This is a genomic window from Halomonas sp. Y3 (assembly GCF_024137965.1).
GTDB classification, from domain to species: Bacteria; Pseudomonadota; Gammaproteobacteria; order Pseudomonadales; family Halomonadaceae; genus Halomonas; species Halomonas mongoliensis.
Genome location: NZ_CP099975.1, coordinates 502,946 through 524,218, shown reverse-complemented (window position 1 = coordinate 524,218; position 21,273 = coordinate 502,946). Strand labels below are relative to the sequence as shown.

Below are 21,273 nucleotides of genomic sequence, written 5' to 3'. Positions count from 1 at the left end.
AAAAAGAAAGTTCATGCAATGAGGAGCGAGAAACAGCCACAGACATCGACTTTAGTATGAAACACCAGAGCCCCCGGAGCGAAAGCATCAGGGGCCACTGGCCCTTAAACAACAAGAAAGAAGGAGAATTTCCATGACCGGAAAACGCAGCATCTCGATTCCCGGGTTCGGGCACCGCGCTCCGATTCCCGGGGCCGCCCGAGTCGGCAACCTGCTGTTCTCTTCCGCCATCTCGGGCATCGATCCCGAAACCGGTCAACCTGCCGACAGCGCAGCACGCCAGGTAGAGTTAGTCTTCGCTCACCTGCAGTCCCTGGTCGATACCGCCGGTACCAGCCTGGGCCATATCGGCAAGATGGCCATCTCCATCCGCGACAACGCCGTTCGCGACCTCATCAACGAAGCCTGGTTGAAACATTTTCCCGACCCGGATGACCGGCCGGCACGGCATATTCAGCTGGCCGAGCTTCCCGTTCCCCTGCACCTGCAGATCGAAGTGATCGCAATCATTCCAGAAGGAAAATAATCATGATTATCGATTCTCATGCTCATATCGTCATGCCCCAGGAGAGCTACAAGTACTTCACCGAACTGGTTGGAGGACGCGGTAATCCTTCCGGCAATCCGAAAATTCCCGATGCCTCGATCCGAGCCTCAGGTGAGGCTCTGCTCAAGATCATGGACTCCGTGGGGACAGATATTCAGCTGATCTCCCCACGCCCTTATCTGCAGCTGCACTCTCTCAAACCAGCCATCGTCTCCGAACTCTGGAACCGGCACGTCAACGACGTCATCTATCGCCTGGTGGAGATGTTTCCAGACCGCTTCCGTGGAGTCGCCGGCCTTCCCCAGCACCGACATGAGTGCCCCTCCGTACGCGTTGTGTCGGAGCTGGAGCGCTGCGTCAAGGAGCTCGGCTTCGTCGGCTGTCTGATCAACCCGGACCCCACCGAGGGTGATGAGCTGCCACCGCCCGGCCTCGGTGACCCCTTCTGGCATCCCCTCTACGAGAAGATGGTCGAACTGGATGTGCCGGCGCTGATCCACTCTGCCGGCAGCTGCCAGCCGCGTGAAAGCTATACGCTGAAGTTCATCAACGAGGAAAGCACCGCCGTCATCTCCCTGCTCACCTCGGATACCTTCGATCGCTTCCCGGCGCTCAAGATCGTCATTCCCCATGGCGGCGGTGCTATCCCTTACCAGATGGGGCGCTTCCGAGCCTGGAACGTGCGCAAGGGGGAAGAGCAAAGCTTCGACGAGAAGCTCAAGAAGCTTCACTTCGACACCTGTAACTACTCCAAGGAGGCCCTCGAGTTCCTGTTCAAGGTCGTCGGCACCGACAATGTCCTGTTCGGCACCGAGAAGCCAGGCACCGGCAGTGCACGCGATCCCGTGAGCGGACGTGACTTCGACCACCTCAAGCCTGTCATTGAGGAGATCGACTGGCTGACCGAGGAACAGCGCAGGAACCTCTTCGAGTGCAACTGCTGCAGCCTTTATAACCTGAACCTGAAGTAATCAACCCCGGGGAGGGCACGCCCTCCCCCTCTGGCCAGCCTTACGGCAAGTGCCAGGCATAGCGGTTACGCTATCCTGACAGGCTACCATTCTTGATCATCACCCCGGCTTATATGCCATCCTTATATGATAGGATCCCAACAGGACCTCTCGCGCCAGCGCATCGCCTGTCAATCGAAAGCAAGGGATACACCCCATGGATAATGCTGCCGTCAAGCTGAAACAGAGCCAAAGCCAGAGCCGAAGCACTACGTACCTGCTGGCCCAGACTACCAACATCATCCGTAACTCCTGGATCGACCCGGCTCTCAAGGAGCATGGCCTGACCTCCCTGCAGTACACCGTTCTCTCGGTCATCAGGCGTTACAGCGGCCTCTCCTCGGCGGAGCTGTCACGACACTTCTTCGTGACGCCCCAGACCATGGGCCCCATCCTGACGCAGCTGGACAAGCGTGGGTTGATACTGAGGGAGCCCAACACCGAGAACCGACGCCTGCTGGCCATTAGCCTTACTGCCAAAGGCAAACGCCTGCAGGAGACATGCAAGCATGTGATCGCCGATATCGAGCACGAGATCTTTGGAGAGCTTGATGCCGACACCCTCCAGATCTTCCGGGACACCCTTCAGCGTGTCTATCGCCGAGCTCAGGACAGCCACAGGCCGGGGTAGAGATTGCTACTCTCCGGCCTGGAGCACTCTGATCGATCACCCCACCTTGACGATCAGCGCTGCGGCGGAATCCCCTGCAGCACAGCCGGTCACCAGCGCATAGCCCCCCCCCTTGAGGGCGGTCTCCTCGATGGCCTCGATCAGCAGACGCGCCAGGGTGGGTCCCTGGGGGTGACCGAACACCAGGGAGGTGCCGTAGTTGTTGAAGGTACCGGCTTCGATTTCCAGCGCCCTGGCCAGGTGCAGATCGTTGACGATGAAGGGCGAGTGATTCTTGATCGACTTCATCTGGCCGATGGTCAGGCCGGCCTGGTCCAGGGCGCGCTGCGCTGCGCTGGCCGGGGCCATGGGCATATGGGCCGGTTTGGCACGGGCGTGACCATAGGCCACCACCTGAACGGCCAGTCGAGGATCGGTGCTGAGCTCGGCGGCCCTTTCACGGGTGGTCACGATAAGGCCGGCATTGCCATCGGCCGGATGGGTCTGTGAACCGAAGGTATGGATACCCTCCGGCTGGACCGTACGCAGCTTGGCAAGCCCCTCCGCCGTGGTCTCCGTGACCCCCTCATCGGCCTCCACCCGTCGAGTCTCCCTACGAGAGACTGGCACCTCCAGGGGAAACATATAGCGTTTCTGAAAGGCGCGATCCTCGGCCAGCGCCTCGGCGTACTGCTGGTAGCGCCTCAGGGTCAGCTCATCGGCCTGCTCCCTGCTGAAACCGTGCTCGCGGGCCACATTCTCGGCGGTGGTCAGCATATCCTTTCCGGTCGCCGGATCCGCCGCGATGTTGTCCATGTTCCAGTTTTCGGCGATCACTTCGCCGCCCGGCCCATTGGGATTGGGCCAGATGGTATGGGGGCCGTTGGAAGTGCGATCGGCGAGCAGGCAGTAGGTGGTGTCGAAACTGCCACTCTCTACCGCCAGGGCAGCATTGAATATTGCGGTGGTCGCGGTGGCGCAGGCCTGGGTGACATTCTGACCCGGCGCATGACCGGCCCCCATCATGGCCGCCGCCCAGGGCGCCCCGTAGAAGATCGACTTCTGCCCCACCGAGACTCCCAGGTAGAGGTAATCGATGATCTCGGGGTCAATATCGCGACTGGCCAACCAGCGCTTGCTGGTAGCGGCACCCAGCTCAATGGCGTTGATATTTGCCAGGCTGCCCTGCCATTTGCAGAATGGGCTGGAATAGTAGCCGCCGTAGGGGATATAGGCATTCTTGAACATGTGTAAGATCTCCTTGAGGGGTAAAAAAGGGGCCCCTCCCGCTGACTCGAGAGGCGACCCCAACCCTGATACTCAATCGCGTGTCAGATGCTTGCGCAGGCCGCCCCATTGGGGCTGGAAGAGCTCGGCCGGCATCTCGCGAAGCTCACTGGAGATGCGCGGTACGAAGTCCATGGCCGCCAGAATGTCATGCTCGATGTCGATACCCGGGGCCACCTCGGTGAGCGTGACTTCACCGTCGATCAGCTCGAAGACACAGCGCTCGGTGACGAAGAGCACCGGCTTGCCGACCTCCTGGGCGTAGCGGCCACTGAAGGTGATTTGATCGACTCGCTGCACGAACTTGCGGCGATGCCCCTCCTGCTGGATCCGGATCCCATCGTCCTCGACGACCACCTCTCCACCATTGGTAAAGGTGCCGCAGAACACCACCTTGCGGGCGTTCTGGCTGATATTGATGAATCCGCCTGGCCCAACGACCTTGTCGCCGAACTTGCTGACATTGAGGTTGCCCTCGTGATCGGTCTGGGCCAGACCCAGGAAGCAGACGTCTAGGCCGCCACCGTCGTAGAAATCGAACTGATAACCGTGGTCGATGATCGCCTCGGCGTTGTAGGAGGTAGCGAAGTCGCCACCGCTGGCGGGTACACCGCCGTAGGTGCCCAGCTCCGTGGTCAGGGTCATGAGGTCGCTAACGCCCTCCTCCGCCGCCACGCTGGAGACCCCTTCGGGCATGCCGATGCCGAGGTTGACCACCCCGCCCGGCACCAGCTCCATGGCGGCTCGGCGGGCGATTACCTTGCGCGGGTCCAGAGCCATCGGCTTGATACCGCCCAGCGGCACCTTGATGTCACCGGAGAGCGCCGGGTTGTAACCCGTGGACATGGTCTGCATATGGTGCTCGGGCTCGGCCACCACCACATAGTCCACCAGGTCGCCCGGCACCTTGACCCGCTGGGGGTGCAAAGTGCCCTGCTGGGCCAGGTACTCCACCTGGGCGATGACAATGCCACCGCTGTTCTTCGCCGCCTGGGCCATGGAGAGCTGTTCGAGGAAGATCGCCTCGCGTTCCATGCTCAGGTTTCCGCGCTCATCGGCGGTCGTGGCCCGGATCACCGCCACGTTTACCGGGAAGGTGCGGTACAGTAGCCACTCCTCGCCCTCGAGCTCGACCAGCTTGACCAGGTCCTCCTCGGCGGCTTCGTTGGCCTTGCCGCCCTCGAGACGCGGATCGACGAAGGTGCCCAGACCCACCTTGCTCAGCACTCCGGGCTTCTTGCCGGCGATATGCCGCCACAGGTGCGCCAGCACCCCCTGAGGCAGCAGGTAGCCTTCGATTCGGTTCTCGCGGATCAGCTCACCCATGCGCGGCGCCTGACCGGTGTGACCGCTGATAAGCCGGTCGACCAGACCGGCATGGCCCAGGTGGTTCATGCCACGCGTCTTGCCGTCCCCACAGCCACAGCTGTGTGCCACGGTCAGGTGGCGGGGTGCCCCGGTTTCCAGGAAGCGGGCCTCCAGCGCCGTGGCTACGGCCTCGGCGAAGCCGCACAGGCCGGCGGTGGTCCAGATGACGGTGTCGCCATCCTGGATCAGGCCCGCCGCGGTAGTGCTGTCGATGATCTTGTTCACTCGTGTGGCCCTCTTGCGAAAGCGTTCAACATCAGGGAAATACATTGTTTAATCAACAAACATTTTTATGCGAAAACCGCCGCCTTCGACGAGACATGCCCCGTTACCCGCTGGTCAGCAGCAGCACAATCTGCGGATAGAAGATCACCAGCGCGACCACCAGGATGTCGGCCACCAGGAAGGTCGACACGCCCCGGAAGATATCCATCAGCGAGGCGTACTGACCCGCGACGCCCTTGATCACGAAGATGTTCATGCCTACCGGAGGCGTGATCATGCCAATCTCCAGCAATTTCACCAGCAGCACGCCGAACCAGATCAGACTGACATCGTAGAGCTCGAAGATCGGCAGCAGCACTGGCAGGGTGACCAGCATGGCGCCGAAGGGCTCCATGAAGAGGCCGAGAAACAGGTAGATCACCACGACCACCAGCATCAGCTGCAAATAGGTGGGGTCCCAGCCGGTAACGGCGCCGGTGATATAGCCGGCCAGCCCACTCAGGCTCAGAAAGAGAGTGAACATGCTGGCACCCACGCCGATGATCAACAGCGCCGAGGTAGTAGACAGCGTCTCGAGCAGCGCGGTCTTCATCGTCTTGGCGCTCAGGCGCCTCAGCGCAAGGCCAATCAGAATGGCACCGGCCGCGCCAACCGCACCCGCTTCGGTGGCGGTAAAGAACCCGGAAAAGAGACCGCCGAACACCAGCACCCCCAGCACCAGCACCGGCCAGATGTCGAGCAGCGCCTGACGAGCAGACACATCCCGGGCACCGATTGCCTCACGAGGCACGATATCGGGGCGCAGCCAGCTGACCGTCAGAATGACCAGGCTATAGCTCAGGGCAGTCAGCAGGCCGATGGTGATGCCCCCCAGGAACACCTGGGTAATCGAGACCTGGGCAAAGACGCCATACACGATCATCAGAATGCTGGGCGGGATAAGAGCGCCGATGGTCCCCCCGGCAGCGATGGTGCCGCAGGCAAAGCTTGGCTTGTAACCACCGCGGACCATCTCGGGAATGGCGATACGCCCCATGGCCGCCGAGCAGGCCACGCTCGAGCCACTCACGGCGGCGAAACCCGAGCTGGCCACGATACTGGAGATCGCCACTCCGCCAGGCAGCCAGCGAAACACTACCTTGGCGGCATTGAAGAGCCCGTTGGTGAGCCCGGTGTGGTAACAGACAAACCCCATCAGCAAGAACATGGGCACCGCACTCAGCGTCCACTTGGCAATGAACTCATAGGGCGTCGAGGAGAGCATCCCTATGGCAGTGCTCCAGCCAAACATCACCGTCATGCCACCGAGGGAGACAATGATTAGCGAGAGCGCAACCGGCACCCGCAGCACCAGAAGTACCATCAAGATGGCAAGACCGTAGAAACCAACTTCAACAGACATGGAGGTTACCCTTCATCTTGCATGCTGGAGGGGAGCTCTCCCCCCTTGGCCAGGACCGGGATACGCACGACGCAGACCACTGCTGCCAGCGCAAAGGCCGCGGGCAGTGCGAAGTAGGTTGGCCAGACCGGCATGGGAAAGTTGAGCGACATGACGTAGGAGCCGATAGCGTACTGCTCCATCGCCTTGTCCCAGGTAGCCAGGGTCAGCACGCCATAGATCACCGCCGATACCACCGACACCAGCACGTCGGAGATAACGATGAGACGCCGGCTCATCATGCCTTCCAGGGCCTCCACCGTGATCATGCCCTTGCGCCACTCCACCCAGCCAAGTGGCAGCAAGGCCAGGGTAATCAAGTAGTAGCGAGTTACCAGTTCGACAGTCGCCGGGATGGAAATCGAGAAGGTAGCGCGCAGCAGGACATCAAGCGTGACATGCGACACCATCAGCAGAATGCCCAGAGTTCCCAGCATCGCCAGGCCTACGGCAGCCTGATTGGTAAGACGGTAAAGAAAGGCCATCGTGGACCTCCTGCATCAGCAAAGGCTCGAGGGCCGGTTCACGGCCCTCGAGCTGATGGACATCAGGTTCCGTAGGTCGCGAAGTCAACGCTGTCCCACACTTCACGCCTGATGGCGTCAGCAACCGCTTCGGGGTCCTCGCCAACCTCCTCGACGATGGCATTCCACTTGTCGACCAGCCCGATGAAACGATCGAGCTTGTTACGGGCATCGCTCACTCCGTGGCGCCGCTCCGCCAGCTCGGCGGCTCTCTCGATGTCCTCTTCAGCAAACGCCTGACTCGTGGCGAGCAGGTCGGCGCTGGGCTCGATGATCTCGATGCCGTGCTCTTCCGCCAGCGCCTTGGACTCATCGATCATCTCGTAGGCCCAGCGCTGAATGGCCAGGGCACTCGCCTTGGTAGAGGCTATCGCCAGCGCCTCGCGATCCTCGGGAGAGAGTGCCTGCCAGGCGCTCTGTCCGACGGCATGGGAGATCGTGCTGTGGAAGGTCCCCAGGTCATGCATGGTGACATGGCTGATCACATCCTCCAGGCGGAAGGAGATGATGTCGGCGATGGAGGCCACAGTGCCATCGATGACCCCCTGGGAGAGCGACTCGAATGTCTCACCCACCGGGATGGAGGCCGGCGTGGCGCCCATCGCCTCCGCCCAGCGCGAATACTGGGGACCACCGACGCGCAGCCGCAGACCACGAAGATCCTCGGCCGTCTCCACCGGGGTTGTCGTCAGGATCTGGTAAGTGTCGGTGGAGTGAGAGCTGGTATAGACGATGCCGAGGCGCTTGAGCTCTTCCTGGCAGGCCTCACAGGTAGCGATGTACTCGGTCATGGCCCCGGCCATGGCGTAGGAGTTGGTACCCAGCAGCGCCATATCGCCCACCAGATTGATCTCCGGCAGGTCGGCGGGGAAATAGGCGGGCAGCAGCAGGCCGGCCTCTACCAGGCCGCTACGTATGGCATTACGCATGTTGCCGAGCGACGCCACTTCTGTGCCCAGAATCCGTCCACCCAAGCGGCCTTCGGACTCACTCTGAAGCAGATCCACGAAATCGGTATAGAGCGGCGTATGAGCCGGATGGGCAGGCGGCACACCGGGCGCCAGGCGCAGATCTCTGGCCTGGGCATGGCTGGCAAGCGCCAGGCTGCCCACGGTGGCGGCAATAGCTAGAGTCTTGAACAGAGGGCGGTGCATCATGGGTCACCTTGTCGGCTAAGTTATATTTGTTTATTTTGTAAACAATAGGATCAACAACCTATTTCAAGACAGATTATAGTCCAGCCCACATCCCTGTCCGATACCCAACTTTGGTATGAAGGCCACCGCTTCCAGCGAGGGGAAGACCCTGGGTCCCAAAGAAGCGCGCACGATGCCTAGGCCCATCGACTGGGCCACCCTTGCCCCCATACGAGAAGAGCCAGCGCAGTAGCTGCGCTGGCTCTTCTCGTATGGCAAACGAGGAATCTCCTCCCCGTCGTCATTCAGTAGCCGTAGAGGGCCCGGAGATAGGCCTCGTGACGACGGTATGATTTCTCTGTCATCCGCTCGAGCAACCCATAGCAGGCCCGGCCTGCGAGCTTGATGAAAGAACACCTGGTGGTGCTAGCTGGCGAGTGCTGGGACGAAGCCTCGACGGTCATGGTATTGGACCCCGACTATTCCATAAGAGTGCTAATAGAATACCCGAGACCTAGACTTTAGTCCAATCCCCTGCCTCTTTCCCACCGACAACCGCATGCCCCATTGTCGACAAGCTCAACGCCCATGAGGCACAAAGCCACTGCCAACCATCGCGGGAACTCGTCTCTCGCTGCCACCGGCCACCGCCTCCTGATGACACGAGCGTCTGCAAAGGCGACAACGACGCAGCAAGGACTTGGCTCTAGCTCATGGCCACTCTTACCTCCTCCGGGACCGGTCTGCCCTGCATGCCCAGGGAATTCTCCGCTTGCCGTCCTACCAGAACACGGATCACTTCGGCCTCGACAGCCACGGTGTCGCCGCGCTTTAGCACGTGCTGGACCGTGAAGCTGCTATTCCGGAACTCGGCCACCCGCGTCTCGATGCACACCTCATCACCGTAGCGACAGGGCTCAAGGAATCGCGTGCGTAGATCCACTACCGGGTAACCGATGACATCGAAGCGTGCCTGCAGCCTGGTCGGCTCAAAGCCGGCCTGGGTGAAAAGCAGGTTGGTACAGTGATCGAAGTAGGCCAGATAGCGCGGGTGAAAAACGATTCCCGCCGGGTCGCAGTCGCCCCACTCGATCTCTCTCGTATGATGATGAGTCAGCATGATGTCCTCACAGATTCTTCGCCAGAGCCCGGGTGCCGAGGTCACGCCATGGGCGCCTCCCCTATCCTGAGCAACCGCCTCTTGGTAGCATATCCAGAACATACCAAACTGTTTAATTATACAACAGAAGCCACTTCAACCTCACCGCGAATCCAGAGCAGGCATATGAACAGCGCTGAAGACAACGGCATTGACTACTCGATGCTGCAATCCCGGCTCGGCTACAAGCTGAGACGCGCCCAGATGGTCTACTTCGATGTCTTTTTCGAGGCTTGTGCCAGAGAAGGCATCACACCGGGGCTTTTCAGCATTCTAGCGATCATCTACCACAATCCGGGCCTGACTCAGACAGCGGTATCGGTGGCGCTGGACGTAGACCGCTCCGCCATGGTAGCGGCGATCGACAAGCTGGAAGGCATGGAAGTCGTGGAGCGACGCAAGTCCAAGAACGACCGTCGCTCCTACGCCCTCTACCTGACCGAGAAGGGCAGGACATTCACCGAACGTCTCAATCAGAAGGTTGTGGCCGGGGAGCAGGAGTTCACGACCTTCATGAGCGATGCGGAGCGAGAAGGGTTGCTCGACATCCTTGACCGCATCATCGAGGCGCGCAAGAAGTAGGGGCTCTACCTCCCTCAGGCGATGAGGGAGTGTTCTCTTTCGTCTTCCAGCCAGCGCCTTGCCGCCACCACATCCGCCTCGGGGTCGTGGTTCCAGAGCCAGTCGAAGCGGGTCTGGAGGTTCTCGATCAGCTTCGCCTCGTCGTCGCCGATGCCCTCGCCGGCGTACTCGTAGACGTTGCCCGCCTCGTGGGAGGTGCGCTGCGCCCGGCAGGTGCGCGCGTGACGAACCGCCTCGAAGGCTGCCAGCACCTGCTCCACGCTGTCTCGGGTGCAGGCCTCATCGCCCAGCAGGCTGGCCAGCACATGGGCATCCTCCAGCGCCTGGCCGGCACCGGCGCCCTGGTGGGGCACCAGTGCATGGGCGGCGTCGCCCACCAGCAGCACCCGGTCGCGGTGGTAGCGGGGCAGTTCGGGCAGCTCGTGCAGCGCCCAGCGGGTCGGCTCGGGGATACACTCGAGGATGGCTTGGGACGCTGCCCCCCAGCCCTCGAAGACCTCCAGCATCTCCTCCTGGCTCACGGCCTGGACCCACTCCTCCCCCTCGGGCAGCTGCGGCTCGGCGCTGGAACGGTCGGTGATGAAGGCCACCACGTTGATCAGCTCCGACTGCTTGACCGGGAAGGTGAGGATGTGACGGTCGTGACCCAGGTACATCTGGGGCACCAGGGCCAGGCGCCGGTCGGCGCCCCTGGCCTCCAGGGCCTCTTCCAGCCGGGCGGTGGGGATCATGCCGCGATAGGCGTAGGTGCCGCTCCAGAAGGGTGCGATCTCGCCGCACTCCTCGGCGGGCAGCACGTTGGCACGTACCGCCGACTTGATGCCGTCGAAGCCGATCAGGATATCGGCGGTGAAGGAGGTGCCGTCGGCGAAGTGGGCGGTGGCGCCCTCCCCCGCCTGGGTGACCTCGACGCAGCGCTTGCCGAAATGGGCGATGCCGGTGGGCAGCTGGGCCACGATGGCGTCCAGGAAGTCCGCCCGATGCACCGAGGACTGCCCGCAGCCGGGCGCGAGGGTGGCGGTCAGGTAGCCGTCGTCGCTGCCGCGGCGCCACTCGAACCAGACGTCCTCGAAGGGGGCCGGGGAGGAATCGGCGATGCGACGGTAGGCCGCCTCCAGGCCGAGCCGCTGGATGGCGCGCACGGCGTTGGGGCCGAAGGAGACACCGGCGCCGATCTCGGAAAACTGCGGCGCCGCCTCGAAGAGCTGCACGTCGAGGTCGGGGAAGCGGGAGAGGGCCACGGCGAAGGCCACGCCGCCGATGCCGCCGCCGATGATGGCGATGGACAGGCGGGAATCAGAGGGGGACGCGGTATTGTGATTGGACATGCTGCGCTCTCCGTCGGGAATGCTGTTCTTGTTCATGGCATAGAGTGATGACGCGCAGACTAGGGCGCCTGCGACATTCACACAACGCAGCAGCCTTCATACCTTAAATAAATGAAAGTAATATCATCTTGAATACAGTCAATTAGGCGAGACAGGGCATGCTGCGGCTGACGGATATCGACGTGAACCTGCTGGTGGTCTTCGACCTGCTCTACCGCGAGGGCAACACCCAGCGGGTTGCCGAGCGGCTCGGCGTGACCCAGCCCGCCGTCAGCCACGCGCTCAAGCGCCTGCGCCGGCTCCTCGGCGATGAGCTCTTCGAACGCACCTCCAGGGGGCTTTCGCCGACACCACGGGCGGACCAGCTGCACCCCGGCATCGCCGAGGCGCTGGCCCGGCTGCATGAGATCCTCAACCTGGGCGATGACTTCGACCCGGCCAGCAGCGAACGCACCTTCCAGCTGGCGATGACCGATATCGGCGAGATCGTCTTCCTGCCGCGGCTGCTGGAGCATCTGGCCCGGGAGGCGCCCGGCGTCCGGCTCAGCACGGTGCGCAGCCACAACGAGGACCTGAAGCGCGAGATGGAGGAGGGACGGATCGACCTGGCTGTCGGCCTGATCCCCCAACTGGGCGCCGGCTTCTACCAGCAGCGGCTCTTCGTGCAGCGCTATGTCTGCCTGATGCGCAGGGGCCACCCCCTGGCAGATGGCGGCTTCGACATGAACGACTTCCGGGCCGCCACCCACGCGGTGGTGGTGGCGAAGGGCACCGGACACGGTATCGTCGAGGAGCAGCTGGCCCGGGCGGGCATCGAGCGCCCGGTCCGGCTGCAGCTGCCCCACTTCGCCGCCGTGCCCTATATCATCAGCGAGAGCGACCTGGTGGTCACGGTGACCGACAAGTTCGCCGAGGCGACCCGGGCGCGCTTCGGCCTGGCCGTGCAGGAGCATCCCCTGCCCTTCCCCGAGATCCCCATCAACCTCTTCTGGCATCGCCGCTACCACCGCGACGCCGGCAACCGCTGGCTGCGCGGCCTGCTCTTCGCGATGTTCTCCGAATAGAAAAAGGGTTCTTCGCACATCGGCGTGAATCTGATCTGAAGGAGCTACCCTGTGGGAGGCCGGCTCTGCCGGGCGAATGGAGGCCGAAGGCCTCCCGGGCGGCGGCTGCCAGCATACGCAACTCCGCCGGGGCGCCTGCGGCGCCATTCGCTCGGGGAACCCGAGCTCCCACATGGAAATTTCACGCCAGTCTGCGATGAACCAGAAAGAGGCGGCACCTGCCCTGGCAGATGCCCCCTCGCGATGGCCGAAGGTACGGGGTCAGTCGGCGATCTTCAGCACCGGCTTGACGGTGGTACCGTTCTTCGAGTCCTCGAAGGCCTCGTTGATCTGCTCAGGCGCGTAGAACTTCACCAGCCGGTCGAAGGGGAAGCGCCCCTCCTTGAAGTAGGCCACCAGCTGCGGAATAAAGACCCGCGGCACGGAGTCGCCCTCGATCACCCCGATCATCGACTTGCCCTCGGCCATCAGGTCGTGGTGCACATCCAGGGTCACCTCGGGGGTGACGCCGACGATGGCCGAGACGCCCAGCGGCTTGAGCGCCTGCAGCGACTGGCGCACCACGACCGGCACCCCGGTGGTCTCCACGGCGAACTGGCTGCCGCCGCCGGTGATCTCACGCACCCGCTCGACGGTGTCTTCCTGCTGGCCGTTGATCGCATGGGTCGCGCCCAGCTCACACGCCAGCTCGAGGCGGCTGTCGTGGACGTCCACCGCGATAATCTGCCGGCAGCCGGCAATGCGCGCCGCCATGATGGCGGAGAGCCCCACCGCCCCGCAGCCATAGACCACCAGGCTCGACCCGAATTCGGGCTTGAGGCGGTTGAGCACGGTGCCGGCACCGGTCTGGATGCCGCAGCCCAGCGGGCCCAGCAGCGCCAGGTCCACCTCGGGGTCCACCTTGACCGCATTACGGGCGCTGACCACGGCGTGGGTGGCAAAGGAGGACTGGCCGAAGAAGGTGGCCAGGGCATCGTCGCCCAGCGCCAGGCGGTGGCTGCCGTCATCCATGGCGCCGCCGAAGTTGAGCTCGTTGAAGGTATCGCAGACGGTGGGATGGCCGGTCAGGCAGTGGCCGCAGCCGCCGCAGTGGGCAAAGGAGAGCACCACGTGGTCGCCCACCTCGAGCCCGCTCACCCCCACGCCGAGGGCCTCCACCACGCCGGCGCCTTCGTGGCCCAGCACGATGGGAAAGGGCGCGATGCCGAGATCCCGGGCCACAGCGTCGGTGTGGCAGACGCCGGTGGCCACGATGCGCACCCGCACCTCGCCCAGGCCAGGCTCGGCCAGCTCCACCGCCTGCCATTCGAAGTCACGCCCCTGCTCCAGGGTAACAGCCGCCTTGATCTGCATGGATCTTCTCCTCAGTTGAACATGGCCCCTGGCCGACCGATGGCCGGACAGGGGCGATAGAATGGCTCATCCTCGCGGACCCGCAGGGCGAGCCTACGGGGGCCTACAGGAACTTGGTGAGCTGCAGGCGGAAGGCATCGCCCTCGCTCTCGAGCCCCTTCAGGCCACCGGCTCGGGTGTCGTACTCATGGTAATAGGCCCCCTTGAGCATGATGCCGGCCGCGGGCCAGAAGTAGCCGGCCTCGGCGCCGACGGCATGACGCTCGGCCTTGTCGCTGGTCGGCGCCCCCCTGTCGGCCTCCAGCTGCCAGGCGTCGTAGCCCACCAGGCCGAGCTCCAGGCCGTTGGCCAAGCGATGCCCGATGCCCCACTCCAGCAGCCAGCTGTCGCCCGGCGTGATCCCGGTATCGTCCTGCTTGCCCTTGATCTCATAGCGCGACAGGGCCGACAGGCTCCAGCTCCTGTCGGCATCCAGGTGCCAGACGCCGCCCAGGGTGAGCATGGTGGTGCCGTAGCCCTTGCCCACCGAGGCCGGGTTGTCGGCATCGAAGCTGGCGGTATCGAACCAGTGGCCGGCGGCGAAGGTGGCGTCCCACTGCTCGCCGTGCCACCCCAGGATCACCGGGCCCACGAACAGGTCGCCGACGCCCTTGTCGCTGAAGCGGTCGCCCCCGGCGACATCCAGGTCGAAGCGCAGATCGAGGGTCGGGATGATCGCCTCCACACCGTAGTCGGCGCCGAGGAACTGCTGCCCGGTCATCCAGATGAAGCGATGGGCCAGGGCGGTGACGGAGCCGCTGTTGCGCCCCGGCGCGGCATCGCCGCCAGCGTCATTGAAGCGATCCACGTCGTAGTGCAGCAGGTAGCCGCGGTAGTAGACCCCTTCCGGCGGTGCCGTCGCCGCCCCCAGCCCCTCGATCCCCGGGGGGTAGTGGCCATTCACCGCCAGCGCCGGCGCGGAGGCCAGGCCGGTCAGCAGCGCCGCCAGGGCGGCTCTCTTGCGATACGTCGTCATCTCGGTCTCTATTCTTGTTGTGGCCCGCCGCCTGCCACCCTCGGGGCGGCAGGGGGCGCTGGCCATCTGGCTCAGAAGGGATAACCGCGCGGCTCATGCTGCACGCTGATCCAGTGGTCGGTGGTGAACTCCTCGATGGCCCAGTCGCCGTTGAAGCGGCCAAGGCCGGAGTTCTTCTCGCCGCCGAAGGGCACGTGGGCCTCGTCGTTGACCGGCATGTCGTTGACGTGGGTCATGCCCGCCTTGATGCCCTGAGCGAAGCGCAGGCCGCGGGCCAGGTCGCCGCTGAACACGGCGCTGGAGAGGCCGTACTCGGTGCCGTTGGCCAGTTCCAGGGCGTGGGCCTCGTCCCGGGACTTCTGGATGCCCACCAGCGGACCGAAGATCTCCTCGCGGCTGATCTCCATCTCCGCGGTGACGTCGCCGAACACATGGGGCGGCACCAGCTGGCCCTGGATCTCGCCCTCCAGCAGCACGGTGGCGCCTTCGCGCTTGGCGGTGGCGATCTTCTCCTCCAGCCCCTCGCGCTGCTTGGCGTTGATCACCGGGCCCACCACGGTGGCCATGTCATCGGGATCGCCCACCTGGAGTCCCTTGACCTTCTCGACGAAGCGCTCGACGAAGGCGTCATAGCGGGATTCGGCGACGATGATGCGGTTGACCGCCATGCAGATCTGGCCCTGGTGCAGGAACTTGCCCATGGCCGCGGCATTCACCGCCTGCTCGATATCGGCATCGTCCAGCACCACGAAGGGGCTGTTGCCGCCCAGCTCCAGGGAGACCTTCTTGATATGCTCGCCGCCGCTGGCGATGCGGCCGATGCCGCGGCCCACCTGGGTGGAGCCGGTGAAGGAGATCAGGCGCGGCACGCGGTGCTCGACGAAGGCGTCGCCGATCTCGCTGCCGGCACCCACCACCACGCTGAGCAGCCCCTCGGGCAGGCCGGCCTCCTCGAAGATCTTGGCGAGCAGCAGGCCGCCGGTGACCGGCGTATCGCTGGCCGGCTTGACCACCACGGCATTGCCCAGGGCCAGCGCCGGGGCGATGGAGCGCTGGGAGAGGTGCAGCGGGAAGTTCCAGGGGCTGATCACGCCGACCACGCCCAGGGGCTTGCGATAGACGCGGTTCTCCTTGCCCGGCACGTTGGAGGCCAGGGTCATGCCGTGGACCCGGCCCGGCATGCTGGCGGCCTCCTGGGTGATGCCGCGGGCCGCCCCCCACTCGACGTTGGCCTTGAGGCGGGTGCTGCCCGACTCGCGGATCAGCCAGTCGATGATCTCCTCCTTGCGGGCATCGAAGATCGCCACGACGCGCTGCAGCAGGGCGCTGCGCTGGGCCGGCGGGGTCGCCGCCCAGGCGGCCTGGGCCTTCTCGGCGGCCAGGAAGGCGGCGTCGAGGTCATCCCGGGTGGCCAGCTGGATCTCGAGCAGCTCGCTGCCGTCGTAGGGGTTGGTCACCCGAGCGGTGCGCTCACCGCTGCCCTTGCGCCACTCGCCGGCAATGGGCTGAAGCTGAAAATCGCTGTATGCAGTGCTCATCGGTTCTCTTCCTTACGGTCGGTTCAGGGACGGACGGTTACAGGCGAATGCCGGACTTGCCGGGCGCCAGAATGCCGTTGGGGTCCAGCGCCTGCTTCAGGGTGCGGTGCAGCTCGCGCATGGCGCCGCCATAGGTATCCGCCACCTGATCCATGAAGCCGGTATTGACGCGGTAGATGCCGTAGCCACGCTTGCTGAACTCATCCACCAGCTCTCCGAAGCAGGCGTGGGCGCGCCGGGTCTCCTCCGGGTCCTGGCGGTTGTAGAGCAGGTCGATGATATGGTGCATGTCTCGCCAGCCGACGATGTACTCCCCCACATAATCGAAGCCGTACTTGCCGAGAATCTGCTGGGCGAGCTCGGTCTGGTCGCGGGTCTCGCTGCCCTTGGCCTGGGAGACCGGCGCGAACCACATGGAGCCACCGCCCCCGCGCCAGTTATAGAGGCCGAACTCCTGCATGTTCATGTTGCCGCGCATCAGGTCGGACCGGTAACCAAAGGAGGCCGACGCCTGCTCCGCCTCTTCCCCGTAGAGCAGCTTTGCCTTGCCGCTCTTGCTGAAGGCCTGCTCGACAATCTTCCAGTTGACCTCGATCTGCTCCGGAGTGCCGTAGAGGGCGGCGTAGATATTCCACTCGCCGACCCCCTCGTCCTGCTTGATGCGCTCGATGGCCTCCCGGTCGATGCTGCCCTCGCCGGTGAAGAACTCCTTGCGCTCCCGGTGCGACGCCACGTCGTAGAGCGTATGGGCGATCACCACGGCGTTGGGGATGACCTGGCTGATGCGCAGCGGACGCATGATCTCGACGATCTCTTCGATATCCTCTGGGTCCGGATACTGGATCAGGAAGGGGCGATAGGCGGGCGGCTCCGGCATCAGCCAGAGGCCCATCTTGGTCACGATACCGTAGTTGGACTGGGTGAAAAGCCCGTCGACATAGGGACCATAGCCCCACTTGAAGACCTGCCAGGAGGTGGAGTTCTCCAGCCCCCCCATGCCGGTGCGAACGACCTCACCGTTGGCCAGCACCACCTCCATGCCGCACTGGAACATGAAGTGCTCGCCGTAGGGGGTGTAGCCCACGCCGCGGTCCAGGGTATTACCCACCGGGCCGGCCACGGCAGAGGGTGCCGGCACCGAGAGCCACAGCTTGTAGCCCTTCTCCTGGATGTAGTCATAGAGCTGCTGATAGGTGACGCCGGGCTCCACCAGCGCCGTGCAGGAGTCCGGATCCACTTCGAGGATGCGATTCATGAGGCTCAGGTCGAGAATCACCTGGCCGGTCTCCCCCGGCGCCGCCGAGCCGTAGCCCAGGTTCTTGCCGGTCGCAATCATCCAGAGCGGAATCCTGGCCTCGTTGCAGACCGTCACGATCGCCTGCACTTCTTCGGTGGTTTCCGCCAGCAGCGCCGCCGAAGGAATATGGTCCTCCTTGTCGGCGGACATCATGATCTTGGTATAGGGCGCCAGCTGCTCATCATCGACCAGCACCCGGTCGGCACCAAGCGTTTCGCGAAAGCGGCCGAGGGCGGCGTCGAAATCAGCGGCGCTGACGTTCTTGGGAAGAATGCGCTGTGTCGTGCTCATGGGGTGTTCTCTCGTTTATTGTGGGGAGGGCTCAAACCCGTACCAGGAAGCTCAGCTCGCGGCCGCCGGCGTCGGCCGGCCGCTGGAAGCGGTGCTCGTCTCGCTTGCCGGTGCCGGCCAGCGCCAGGCGGGCGTACTCGCGCCCCAGGGCGGACTGCCAGCTGCCTGCCTCTGTCGCCAGCCCGGCATCAACGGCCCCACGGTGGCTCAACAGGTGGTGACGGCCCGCCTCATGACGCCCCAGCGCCAGTATCCTGCCGCGCCCCTTCAGCAGGCTGGTCAGCAGCACCAGGCCCGCCTCATCGGTAAAGCCGGCCGCCAGCGTTCCCGCCGGCAGCGCATTGAGCGCCAGGGGGTCGAGGCGCCCTTCGTAGTGCGGCGTCCAGCCTTTCTGGCGCAGCCCCAGGCCCAGCTCGGTGGTCGAGCGGTCCACGCCATAGAGAGAGATAGCGCCATGGACGGGCGACCCGCTCGGGGTCGCCTGGCCGGCCCAGGCGGCGGCCATGGTCAGCGGCGCCGCCGAGCCCAGCAGCAGGCCGTTCCGGAGCAGCTGTCGACGTGTCAGTTTCATGGCATCACTCCTCACCGCCGTCGTCCTCGGCCAGCTCGCCCCGGGCCAGGGCCGCACTCAGCGCCTTCAGCTCGGCGTCGCTGATCTCGCTGTGACGAAAGGCCGGCATCGCCGCGCGACCATTGCGCGCCGTCAGCTGGATATAGGTTCCCCAGCTCTCCTGGGCCGCTTCGGGAAAGGCGTTGGTGATCACCGGACCGACCGCCTTGTCCGTCGCATGGCAGTGCGCACAGACCTGGCGGTAGACCTCGGCGGGCTCGCGAGCTTCAGGCTCGCTGGCCGAGGCCATGGTGGGCAGCAGCAAGGCACCGAACAGGGCCAGAGCCCCGAGCCGGTAGGCGGAGAGATGCCGGGGAGGCAGCGTTGTTGTGTGTTGCATGTCAGTGTCACCCGTCTTGTCGTCAAGGGCATGTCGTCAGCAGAGCGGGCCCATCAGCAGTCTTATACTTTCGTATAAAACAAGAGGTTAGCGCCCTGCTCCACGCCATTACCCTGTCAAGAACCGTGCCGGATTCGAAAAGATGCCGGGCATCAACGACCTGCAGAGGCTTTCCCCCGCCTTCCGTGCGGCATGCGGACATCTGTTCGATATTTTCGCTTAACCATTTGGTAACCCCATGAGCAAATCAGCACCCCGTCCGCAGCGCCTCTCCCAGCCCGCGGCGCACCGTGAGGCGGGCCGGAATGCTATCCTGTGCCGGCTTACTTCCCGGTGTTCAGCGAGATCGCCATGCCTGCCAAGCCCCATGACTATCCCAGTGCCCGCGACCTGATGGATGCCCTGCGCTTCCTGCCGGAAGAGGGGCAGATCTGGCTGGGAGAGCAGCGCATGCTGCTGATGTCGCTGCAGGCCTCGGCCTTCTTCCGCAACGAGCTGGTGACCACCCTGGGCATCGAGCGCGCCCGGGGCGTGTTTATCCGCCTGGGCTACTACTCGGGGCTGCAGGATGCCGAGCTGGGCGAGGCCCTGCGGGGCAAGCAGCTGGGGCTGCGCGACAGCTTCCTTGCCGGCCCCCAGCTGCATGCGCTACAGGGGCACGTGCAGGCGATCCCGGTCAGCGTCGATATCGACCCCGAGCGCAACCGCTTCTACAGCGAGTTCATCTGGAAGGGCTCCTTCGAGGTGGAGGTGTGGCGCTCCCGGGGCGTGCAGGAGGACCCGGTCTGCTGGACCCTGCTGGGCTACGCCTCCGGCTATGCGACACAGCTGCTGGAGCGCGAGGTGCAGTATCGGGAGGTGGAGTGCATGGGCTGCGGCGATGTCCAGTGCCGCATCGTGGGCCGGTTCGCCGAGGAGTGGCCGGATCATGAGGCCTTCTCCGCCCTGCTGCGCGAAGCGCCGCTGATCGACGAGCTCTATGACCTCCAGGCCCGGGTGGCGACCCTGGAAGGGGACCTCGCCCGACGCTCCCGGGACGAGGACTGGAGCCCCATCGGCTCGGCCCCGGCATTTCGCGAGATGCTCGCCATGCTCGACAGCGCCGCGGCCGCCGAGGTGCCGGTGCTGCTGCTGGGCGAGACCGGCACCGGCAAGGAGATCCTGGCCCGGCGGCTCCACGAGCAGAGCCAGCGCGCCGAGGGCCCCTTTATCGCCGTCAACTGCGCCGCCATTCCGCCGGAGCTGATCGAGTCGGAGCTGTTCGGCGTGGAGAAGGGCGCCTACACCGGCGCCACCCAGTCCCGCCTGGGGCGCTTCGAGCGCGCCCACGGGGGCACCCTCTTCCTGGATGAGCTCTCCGAGCTCTCGCCCCGCGCCCAGGCGGCCCTGCTGCGCGCCCTGCAGGAGCAGCAGATCGAACGCGTCGGCGGTCAGGCGGTCAGGGAGGTGGATGTGCGGGTGGTGGCCGCCACCCACACCGACCTTCACCAGCGCGTCGAGGAGGGGCGCTTTCGCCGCGACCTCTTCTTTCGCCTCAACGCCTTCACCCTCACCGTGCCGCCCCTGCGCGAGCGACGCGAGGACATTCACGCCCTGGCCGAGCACTTCCTTACCCGCTGCGAGCACCACTACCAGCGCCGCACCCTCGGCCTCTCCGACCAGGCCCGCTCGGCCCTGACCCAGTACGCCTGGCCCGGCAACGTTCGCGAGCTCAAGAACACCATCGAACGTGGGGTGATCCTGACCGCGGATCACAAGCACATCACCGAGCGGGCGCTGTTCGGCGACTACCAGGTGCCGACACTCAAGCGGGAGAAGAGTCAGGGGCTGGATGAGCAGGGCCGACTGACCGCTCCTCGGGGGTACGATGCCGCCGGCTCGGCGCAGCAGCAGATCCAGGCGCTGTTCGAGGCCGGCCTGACGCTGGAGGATATCGAGAGGGAGATGCTGATTGCGTCCCAGGCGGCGAGCGAGGGCAATATCGCCGCCGCCGCCCGCCGCCTGGGGATGACCCGCCCCGCCTACGCCTACCGGCTCAAGAAGTACGGGCTGCGCTGAAGGCGGGCGCTCGCTCGGCGCCCGCCTCAGGCCTGATTCAGGACGCGACCGGGCTGGCCCAGGCCGCTCGGGTGCTGTGCACGGCGCTCTTGTGGGTGATCTGCCAGCGGCCGTCGAGCTTGAGCAGCGCCAGCACGTCCACCCAGGAGTCCGCCGGGGTCTCGGTGTTGTCGAAGCCCAGCAGCACGCTGGCCACCTCGCCGGCCTGGGTCACCGAAATGAAGCGGCTCTTTACCGGACGGTGGCTCGCCGCCCAGCGCTCGAAGCGATCGCTGATCAGATCCTTGCTGAAGCCGCCCTCGGCGTCCACCGCCAGGATCCAGGCGTCCTCGTGGAAGGCCTCTTCTAGCTTGTCCCGACGGCCCTGAAAGCCCTCCACATAGCGCTCTACCACACGGACGATCTCGTCATGATCGGGCGTGCGTTCGTCGATTGTCGTGTTCATGCGCTTCCCCTCTTGGTATCGAATTCATGCCAGCGCCGCCCGCCG

The 21,273-nt window shown here is 64.5% G+C and carries 20 protein-coding genes; 6 read left to right on the top strand and 14 right to left on the bottom strand.

Features of this window, described 5'->3' with window-relative positions; translation table 11 throughout:
• Positions 1-133 precede the first annotated feature (133 nt).
• The 3 genes from NHL60_RS02490 (at position 134) to NHL60_RS02480 (ending at position 2,188) form a co-directional block, all read left to right on the top strand.
• Positions 134-526 carry a RidA family protein gene (locus NHL60_RS02490; protein ID WP_253448558.1) on the top strand — a complete coding sequence of 131 codons (393 nt, stop codon included), beginning with the start codon at positions 134-136 and terminating at the stop codon, positions 524-526.
• A 2-nt stretch (positions 527-528) separates the two neighbouring features.
• Entirely contained in the window at positions 529-1,518 is a 990-nt protein-coding gene (locus NHL60_RS02485; protein ID WP_253448555.1) for an amidohydrolase family protein, read from the top strand.
• Between the two features lie 196 nt (positions 1,519-1,714).
• Positions 1,715-2,188, top strand: coding sequence for a MarR family winged helix-turn-helix transcriptional regulator (locus NHL60_RS02480; protein ID WP_253448552.1), 474 nt, complete (start codon positions 1,715-1,717; stop codon positions 2,186-2,188).
• Between the two features lie 36 nt (positions 2,189-2,224).
• On the opposite strand, the gene NHL60_RS02475 is transcribed toward NHL60_RS02480, so the two are convergent.
• From NHL60_RS02475 to NHL60_RS02450, 6 genes are all read right to left on the bottom strand, one after another.
• Positions 2,225-3,415: a thiolase family protein gene (locus NHL60_RS02475; protein ID WP_253448549.1), complete on the bottom strand. Its 1,191-nt coding sequence runs from the start codon at positions 3,413-3,415 to the stop codon at positions 2,225-2,227.
• A 72-nt stretch (positions 3,416-3,487) separates the two neighbouring features.
• The gene (locus NHL60_RS02470; RefSeq protein WP_301271086.1) at positions 3,488-5,047 is read right to left on the bottom strand and encodes an acyl CoA:acetate/3-ketoacid CoA transferase; all 1,560 of its coding nucleotides are present in this window, start codon (positions 5,045-5,047) and stop codon (positions 3,488-3,490) included.
• A 103-nt stretch (positions 5,048-5,150) separates the two neighbouring features.
• Positions 5,151-6,410 (bottom strand): TRAP transporter large permease, encoded by a 1,260-nt coding sequence (locus NHL60_RS02465; RefSeq protein WP_253451951.1) that lies wholly within the window; start codon positions 6,408-6,410, stop codon positions 5,151-5,153.
• Between the two features lie 44 nt (positions 6,411-6,454).
• The gene (locus tag NHL60_RS02460; protein ID WP_253448543.1) at positions 6,455-6,973 is read right to left on the bottom strand and encodes a TRAP transporter small permease; all 519 of its coding nucleotides are present in this window, start codon (positions 6,971-6,973) and stop codon (positions 6,455-6,457) included.
• Positions 6,974-7,035: 62 nt separating this feature from the next.
• Positions 7,036-8,166: a C4-dicarboxylate TRAP transporter substrate-binding protein gene (locus NHL60_RS02455; RefSeq protein ID WP_253448540.1), complete on the bottom strand. Its 1,131-nt coding sequence runs from the start codon at positions 8,164-8,166 to the stop codon at positions 7,036-7,038.
• 688 nt (positions 8,167-8,854) lie between these two features.
• The gene (locus tag NHL60_RS02450; RefSeq protein WP_253448537.1) at positions 8,855-9,268 is read right to left on the bottom strand and encodes a thioesterase family protein; all 414 of its coding nucleotides are present in this window, start codon (positions 9,266-9,268) and stop codon (positions 8,855-8,857) included.
• A gap of 165 nt (positions 9,269-9,433) precedes the next feature.
• On the opposite strand from NHL60_RS02450, the gene NHL60_RS02445 reads away from it, so the two are divergent.
• Complete coding sequence (locus tag NHL60_RS02445; protein ID WP_253448534.1) at positions 9,434-9,889, top strand: MarR family winged helix-turn-helix transcriptional regulator; 456 nt, start codon at positions 9,434-9,436, stop codon at positions 9,887-9,889.
• Positions 9,890-9,903: 14 nt separating this feature from the next.
• On the opposite strand, the gene salA is transcribed toward NHL60_RS02445, so the two are convergent.
• Positions 9,904-11,217, bottom strand: coding sequence for a salicylate 1-monooxygenase (salA, locus tag NHL60_RS02440; RefSeq protein WP_253448531.1), 1,314 nt, complete (start codon positions 11,215-11,217; stop codon positions 9,904-9,906).
• A 158-nt stretch (positions 11,218-11,375) separates the two neighbouring features.
• Here salA and NHL60_RS02435 point away from each other — a divergent pair, with 158 nt between their 5' ends.
• Entirely contained in the window at positions 11,376-12,281 is a 906-nt protein-coding gene (locus NHL60_RS02435) for a LysR family transcriptional regulator (protein ID WP_253448528.1), read from the top strand.
• Between the two features lie 261 nt (positions 12,282-12,542).
• Here the strand turns inward: NHL60_RS02435 and NHL60_RS02430 are convergent, their stop codons facing one another.
• The 6 genes from NHL60_RS02430 to NHL60_RS02405 form a co-directional block, all read right to left on the bottom strand.
• Entirely contained in the window at positions 12,543-13,634 is a 1,092-nt protein-coding gene (locus NHL60_RS02430) for an NAD(P)-dependent alcohol dehydrogenase (RefSeq protein WP_253448525.1), read from the bottom strand.
• A gap of 103 nt (positions 13,635-13,737) precedes the next feature.
• Positions 13,738-14,649: a transporter gene (locus tag NHL60_RS02425; RefSeq protein ID WP_253448521.1), complete on the bottom strand. Its 912-nt coding sequence runs from the start codon at positions 14,647-14,649 to the stop codon at positions 13,738-13,740.
• Between the two features lie 71 nt (positions 14,650-14,720).
• The gene (locus NHL60_RS02420; RefSeq protein ID WP_253448517.1) at positions 14,721-16,187 is read right to left on the bottom strand and encodes an aldehyde dehydrogenase family protein; all 1,467 of its coding nucleotides are present in this window, start codon (positions 16,185-16,187) and stop codon (positions 14,721-14,723) included.
• Positions 16,188-16,224: 37 nt separating this feature from the next.
• On the bottom strand, positions 16,225-17,775 hold the full coding sequence (locus NHL60_RS02415) for an FAD-binding oxidoreductase (RefSeq protein ID WP_253448514.1): 1,551 nt from the start codon (positions 17,773-17,775) through the stop codon (positions 16,225-16,227).
• Positions 17,776-17,806: 31 nt separating this feature from the next.
• A complete protein-coding gene (locus NHL60_RS02410; protein WP_253448511.1) occupies positions 17,807-18,346 on the bottom strand; it encodes a hypothetical protein in 540 nt (179 codons plus the stop codon).
• A 4-nt stretch (positions 18,347-18,350) separates the two neighbouring features.
• Entirely contained in the window at positions 18,351-18,725 is a 375-nt protein-coding gene (locus NHL60_RS02405) for a cytochrome c (protein WP_253448508.1), read from the bottom strand.
• A gap of 351 nt (positions 18,726-19,076) precedes the next feature.
• Here NHL60_RS02405 and NHL60_RS02400 point away from each other — a divergent pair, with 351 nt between their 5' ends.
• The gene (locus tag NHL60_RS02400) at positions 19,077-20,783 is read left to right on the top strand and encodes a sigma-54-dependent Fis family transcriptional regulator (protein WP_253448505.1); all 1,707 of its coding nucleotides are present in this window, start codon (positions 19,077-19,079) and stop codon (positions 20,781-20,783) included.
• A gap of 37 nt (positions 20,784-20,820) precedes the next feature.
• Here NHL60_RS02400 and NHL60_RS02395 read toward each other — a convergent pair whose 3' ends face one another.
• Positions 20,821-21,228: a nuclear transport factor 2 family protein gene (locus NHL60_RS02395; RefSeq protein WP_253448502.1), complete on the bottom strand. Its 408-nt coding sequence runs from the start codon at positions 21,226-21,228 to the stop codon at positions 20,821-20,823.
• Positions 21,229-21,273 lie beyond the last annotated feature (45 nt).

Excerpts from the sequence above, each read along its gene's own strand:
- NHL60_RS02490 (WP_253448558.1), top strand. The coding sequence starts at position 134 with ATGACCGGAAAACGCAGCATCTCGATTCCCGGGTTCGGGCACCGCGCT.
- NHL60_RS02485 (WP_253448555.1), top strand. The coding sequence starts at position 529 with ATGATTATCGATTCTCATGCTCATATCGTCATGCCCCAGGAGAGCTAC.
- NHL60_RS02480 (WP_253448552.1), top strand. The coding sequence starts at position 1,715 with ATGGATAATGCTGCCGTCAAGCTGAAACAGAGCCAAAGCCAGAGCCGA.
- NHL60_RS02475 (WP_253448549.1), bottom strand. The coding sequence starts at position 3,415 with ATGTTCAAGAATGCCTATATCCCCTACGGCGGCTACTATTCCAGCCCA.
- NHL60_RS02465 (WP_253451951.1), bottom strand. The coding sequence starts at position 6,410 with ATGGTACTTCTGGTGCTGCGGGTGCCGGTTGCGCTCTCGCTAATCATT.
- NHL60_RS02460 (WP_253448543.1), bottom strand. The coding sequence starts at position 6,973 with ATGGCCTTTCTTTACCGTCTTACCAATCAGGCTGCCGTAGGCCTGGCG.
- NHL60_RS02455 (WP_253448540.1), bottom strand. The coding sequence starts at position 8,166 with ATGCACCGCCCTCTGTTCAAGACTCTAGCTATTGCCGCCACCGTGGGC.
- NHL60_RS02450 (WP_253448537.1), bottom strand. The coding sequence starts at position 9,268 with ATGCTGACTCATCATCATACGAGAGAGATCGAGTGGGGCGACTGCGAC.
- NHL60_RS02445 (WP_253448534.1), top strand. The coding sequence starts at position 9,434 with ATGAACAGCGCTGAAGACAACGGCATTGACTACTCGATGCTGCAATCC.
- salA (WP_253448531.1), bottom strand. The coding sequence starts at position 11,217 with ATGTCCAATCACAATACCGCGTCCCCCTCTGATTCCCGCCTGTCCATC.
- NHL60_RS02435 (WP_253448528.1), top strand. The coding sequence starts at position 11,376 with ATGCTGCGGCTGACGGATATCGACGTGAACCTGCTGGTGGTCTTCGAC.
- NHL60_RS02430 (WP_253448525.1), bottom strand. The coding sequence starts at position 13,634 with ATGCAGATCAAGGCGGCTGTTACCCTGGAGCAGGGGCGTGACTTCGAA.
- NHL60_RS02425 (WP_253448521.1), bottom strand. The coding sequence starts at position 14,649 with ATGACGACGTATCGCAAGAGAGCCGCCCTGGCGGCGCTGCTGACCGGC.
- NHL60_RS02420 (WP_253448517.1), bottom strand. The coding sequence starts at position 16,187 with ATGAGCACTGCATACAGCGATTTTCAGCTTCAGCCCATTGCCGGCGAG.
- NHL60_RS02415 (WP_253448514.1), bottom strand. The coding sequence starts at position 17,775 with ATGAGCACGACACAGCGCATTCTTCCCAAGAACGTCAGCGCCGCTGAT.
- NHL60_RS02410 (WP_253448511.1), bottom strand. The coding sequence starts at position 18,346 with ATGAAACTGACACGTCGACAGCTGCTCCGGAACGGCCTGCTGCTGGGC.
- NHL60_RS02405 (WP_253448508.1), bottom strand. The coding sequence starts at position 18,725 with ATGCAACACACAACAACGCTGCCTCCCCGGCATCTCTCCGCCTACCGG.
- NHL60_RS02400 (WP_253448505.1), top strand. The coding sequence starts at position 19,077 with ATGCCTGCCAAGCCCCATGACTATCCCAGTGCCCGCGACCTGATGGAT.
- NHL60_RS02395 (WP_253448502.1), bottom strand. The coding sequence starts at position 21,228 with ATGAACACGACAATCGACGAACGCACGCCCGATCATGACGAGATCGTC.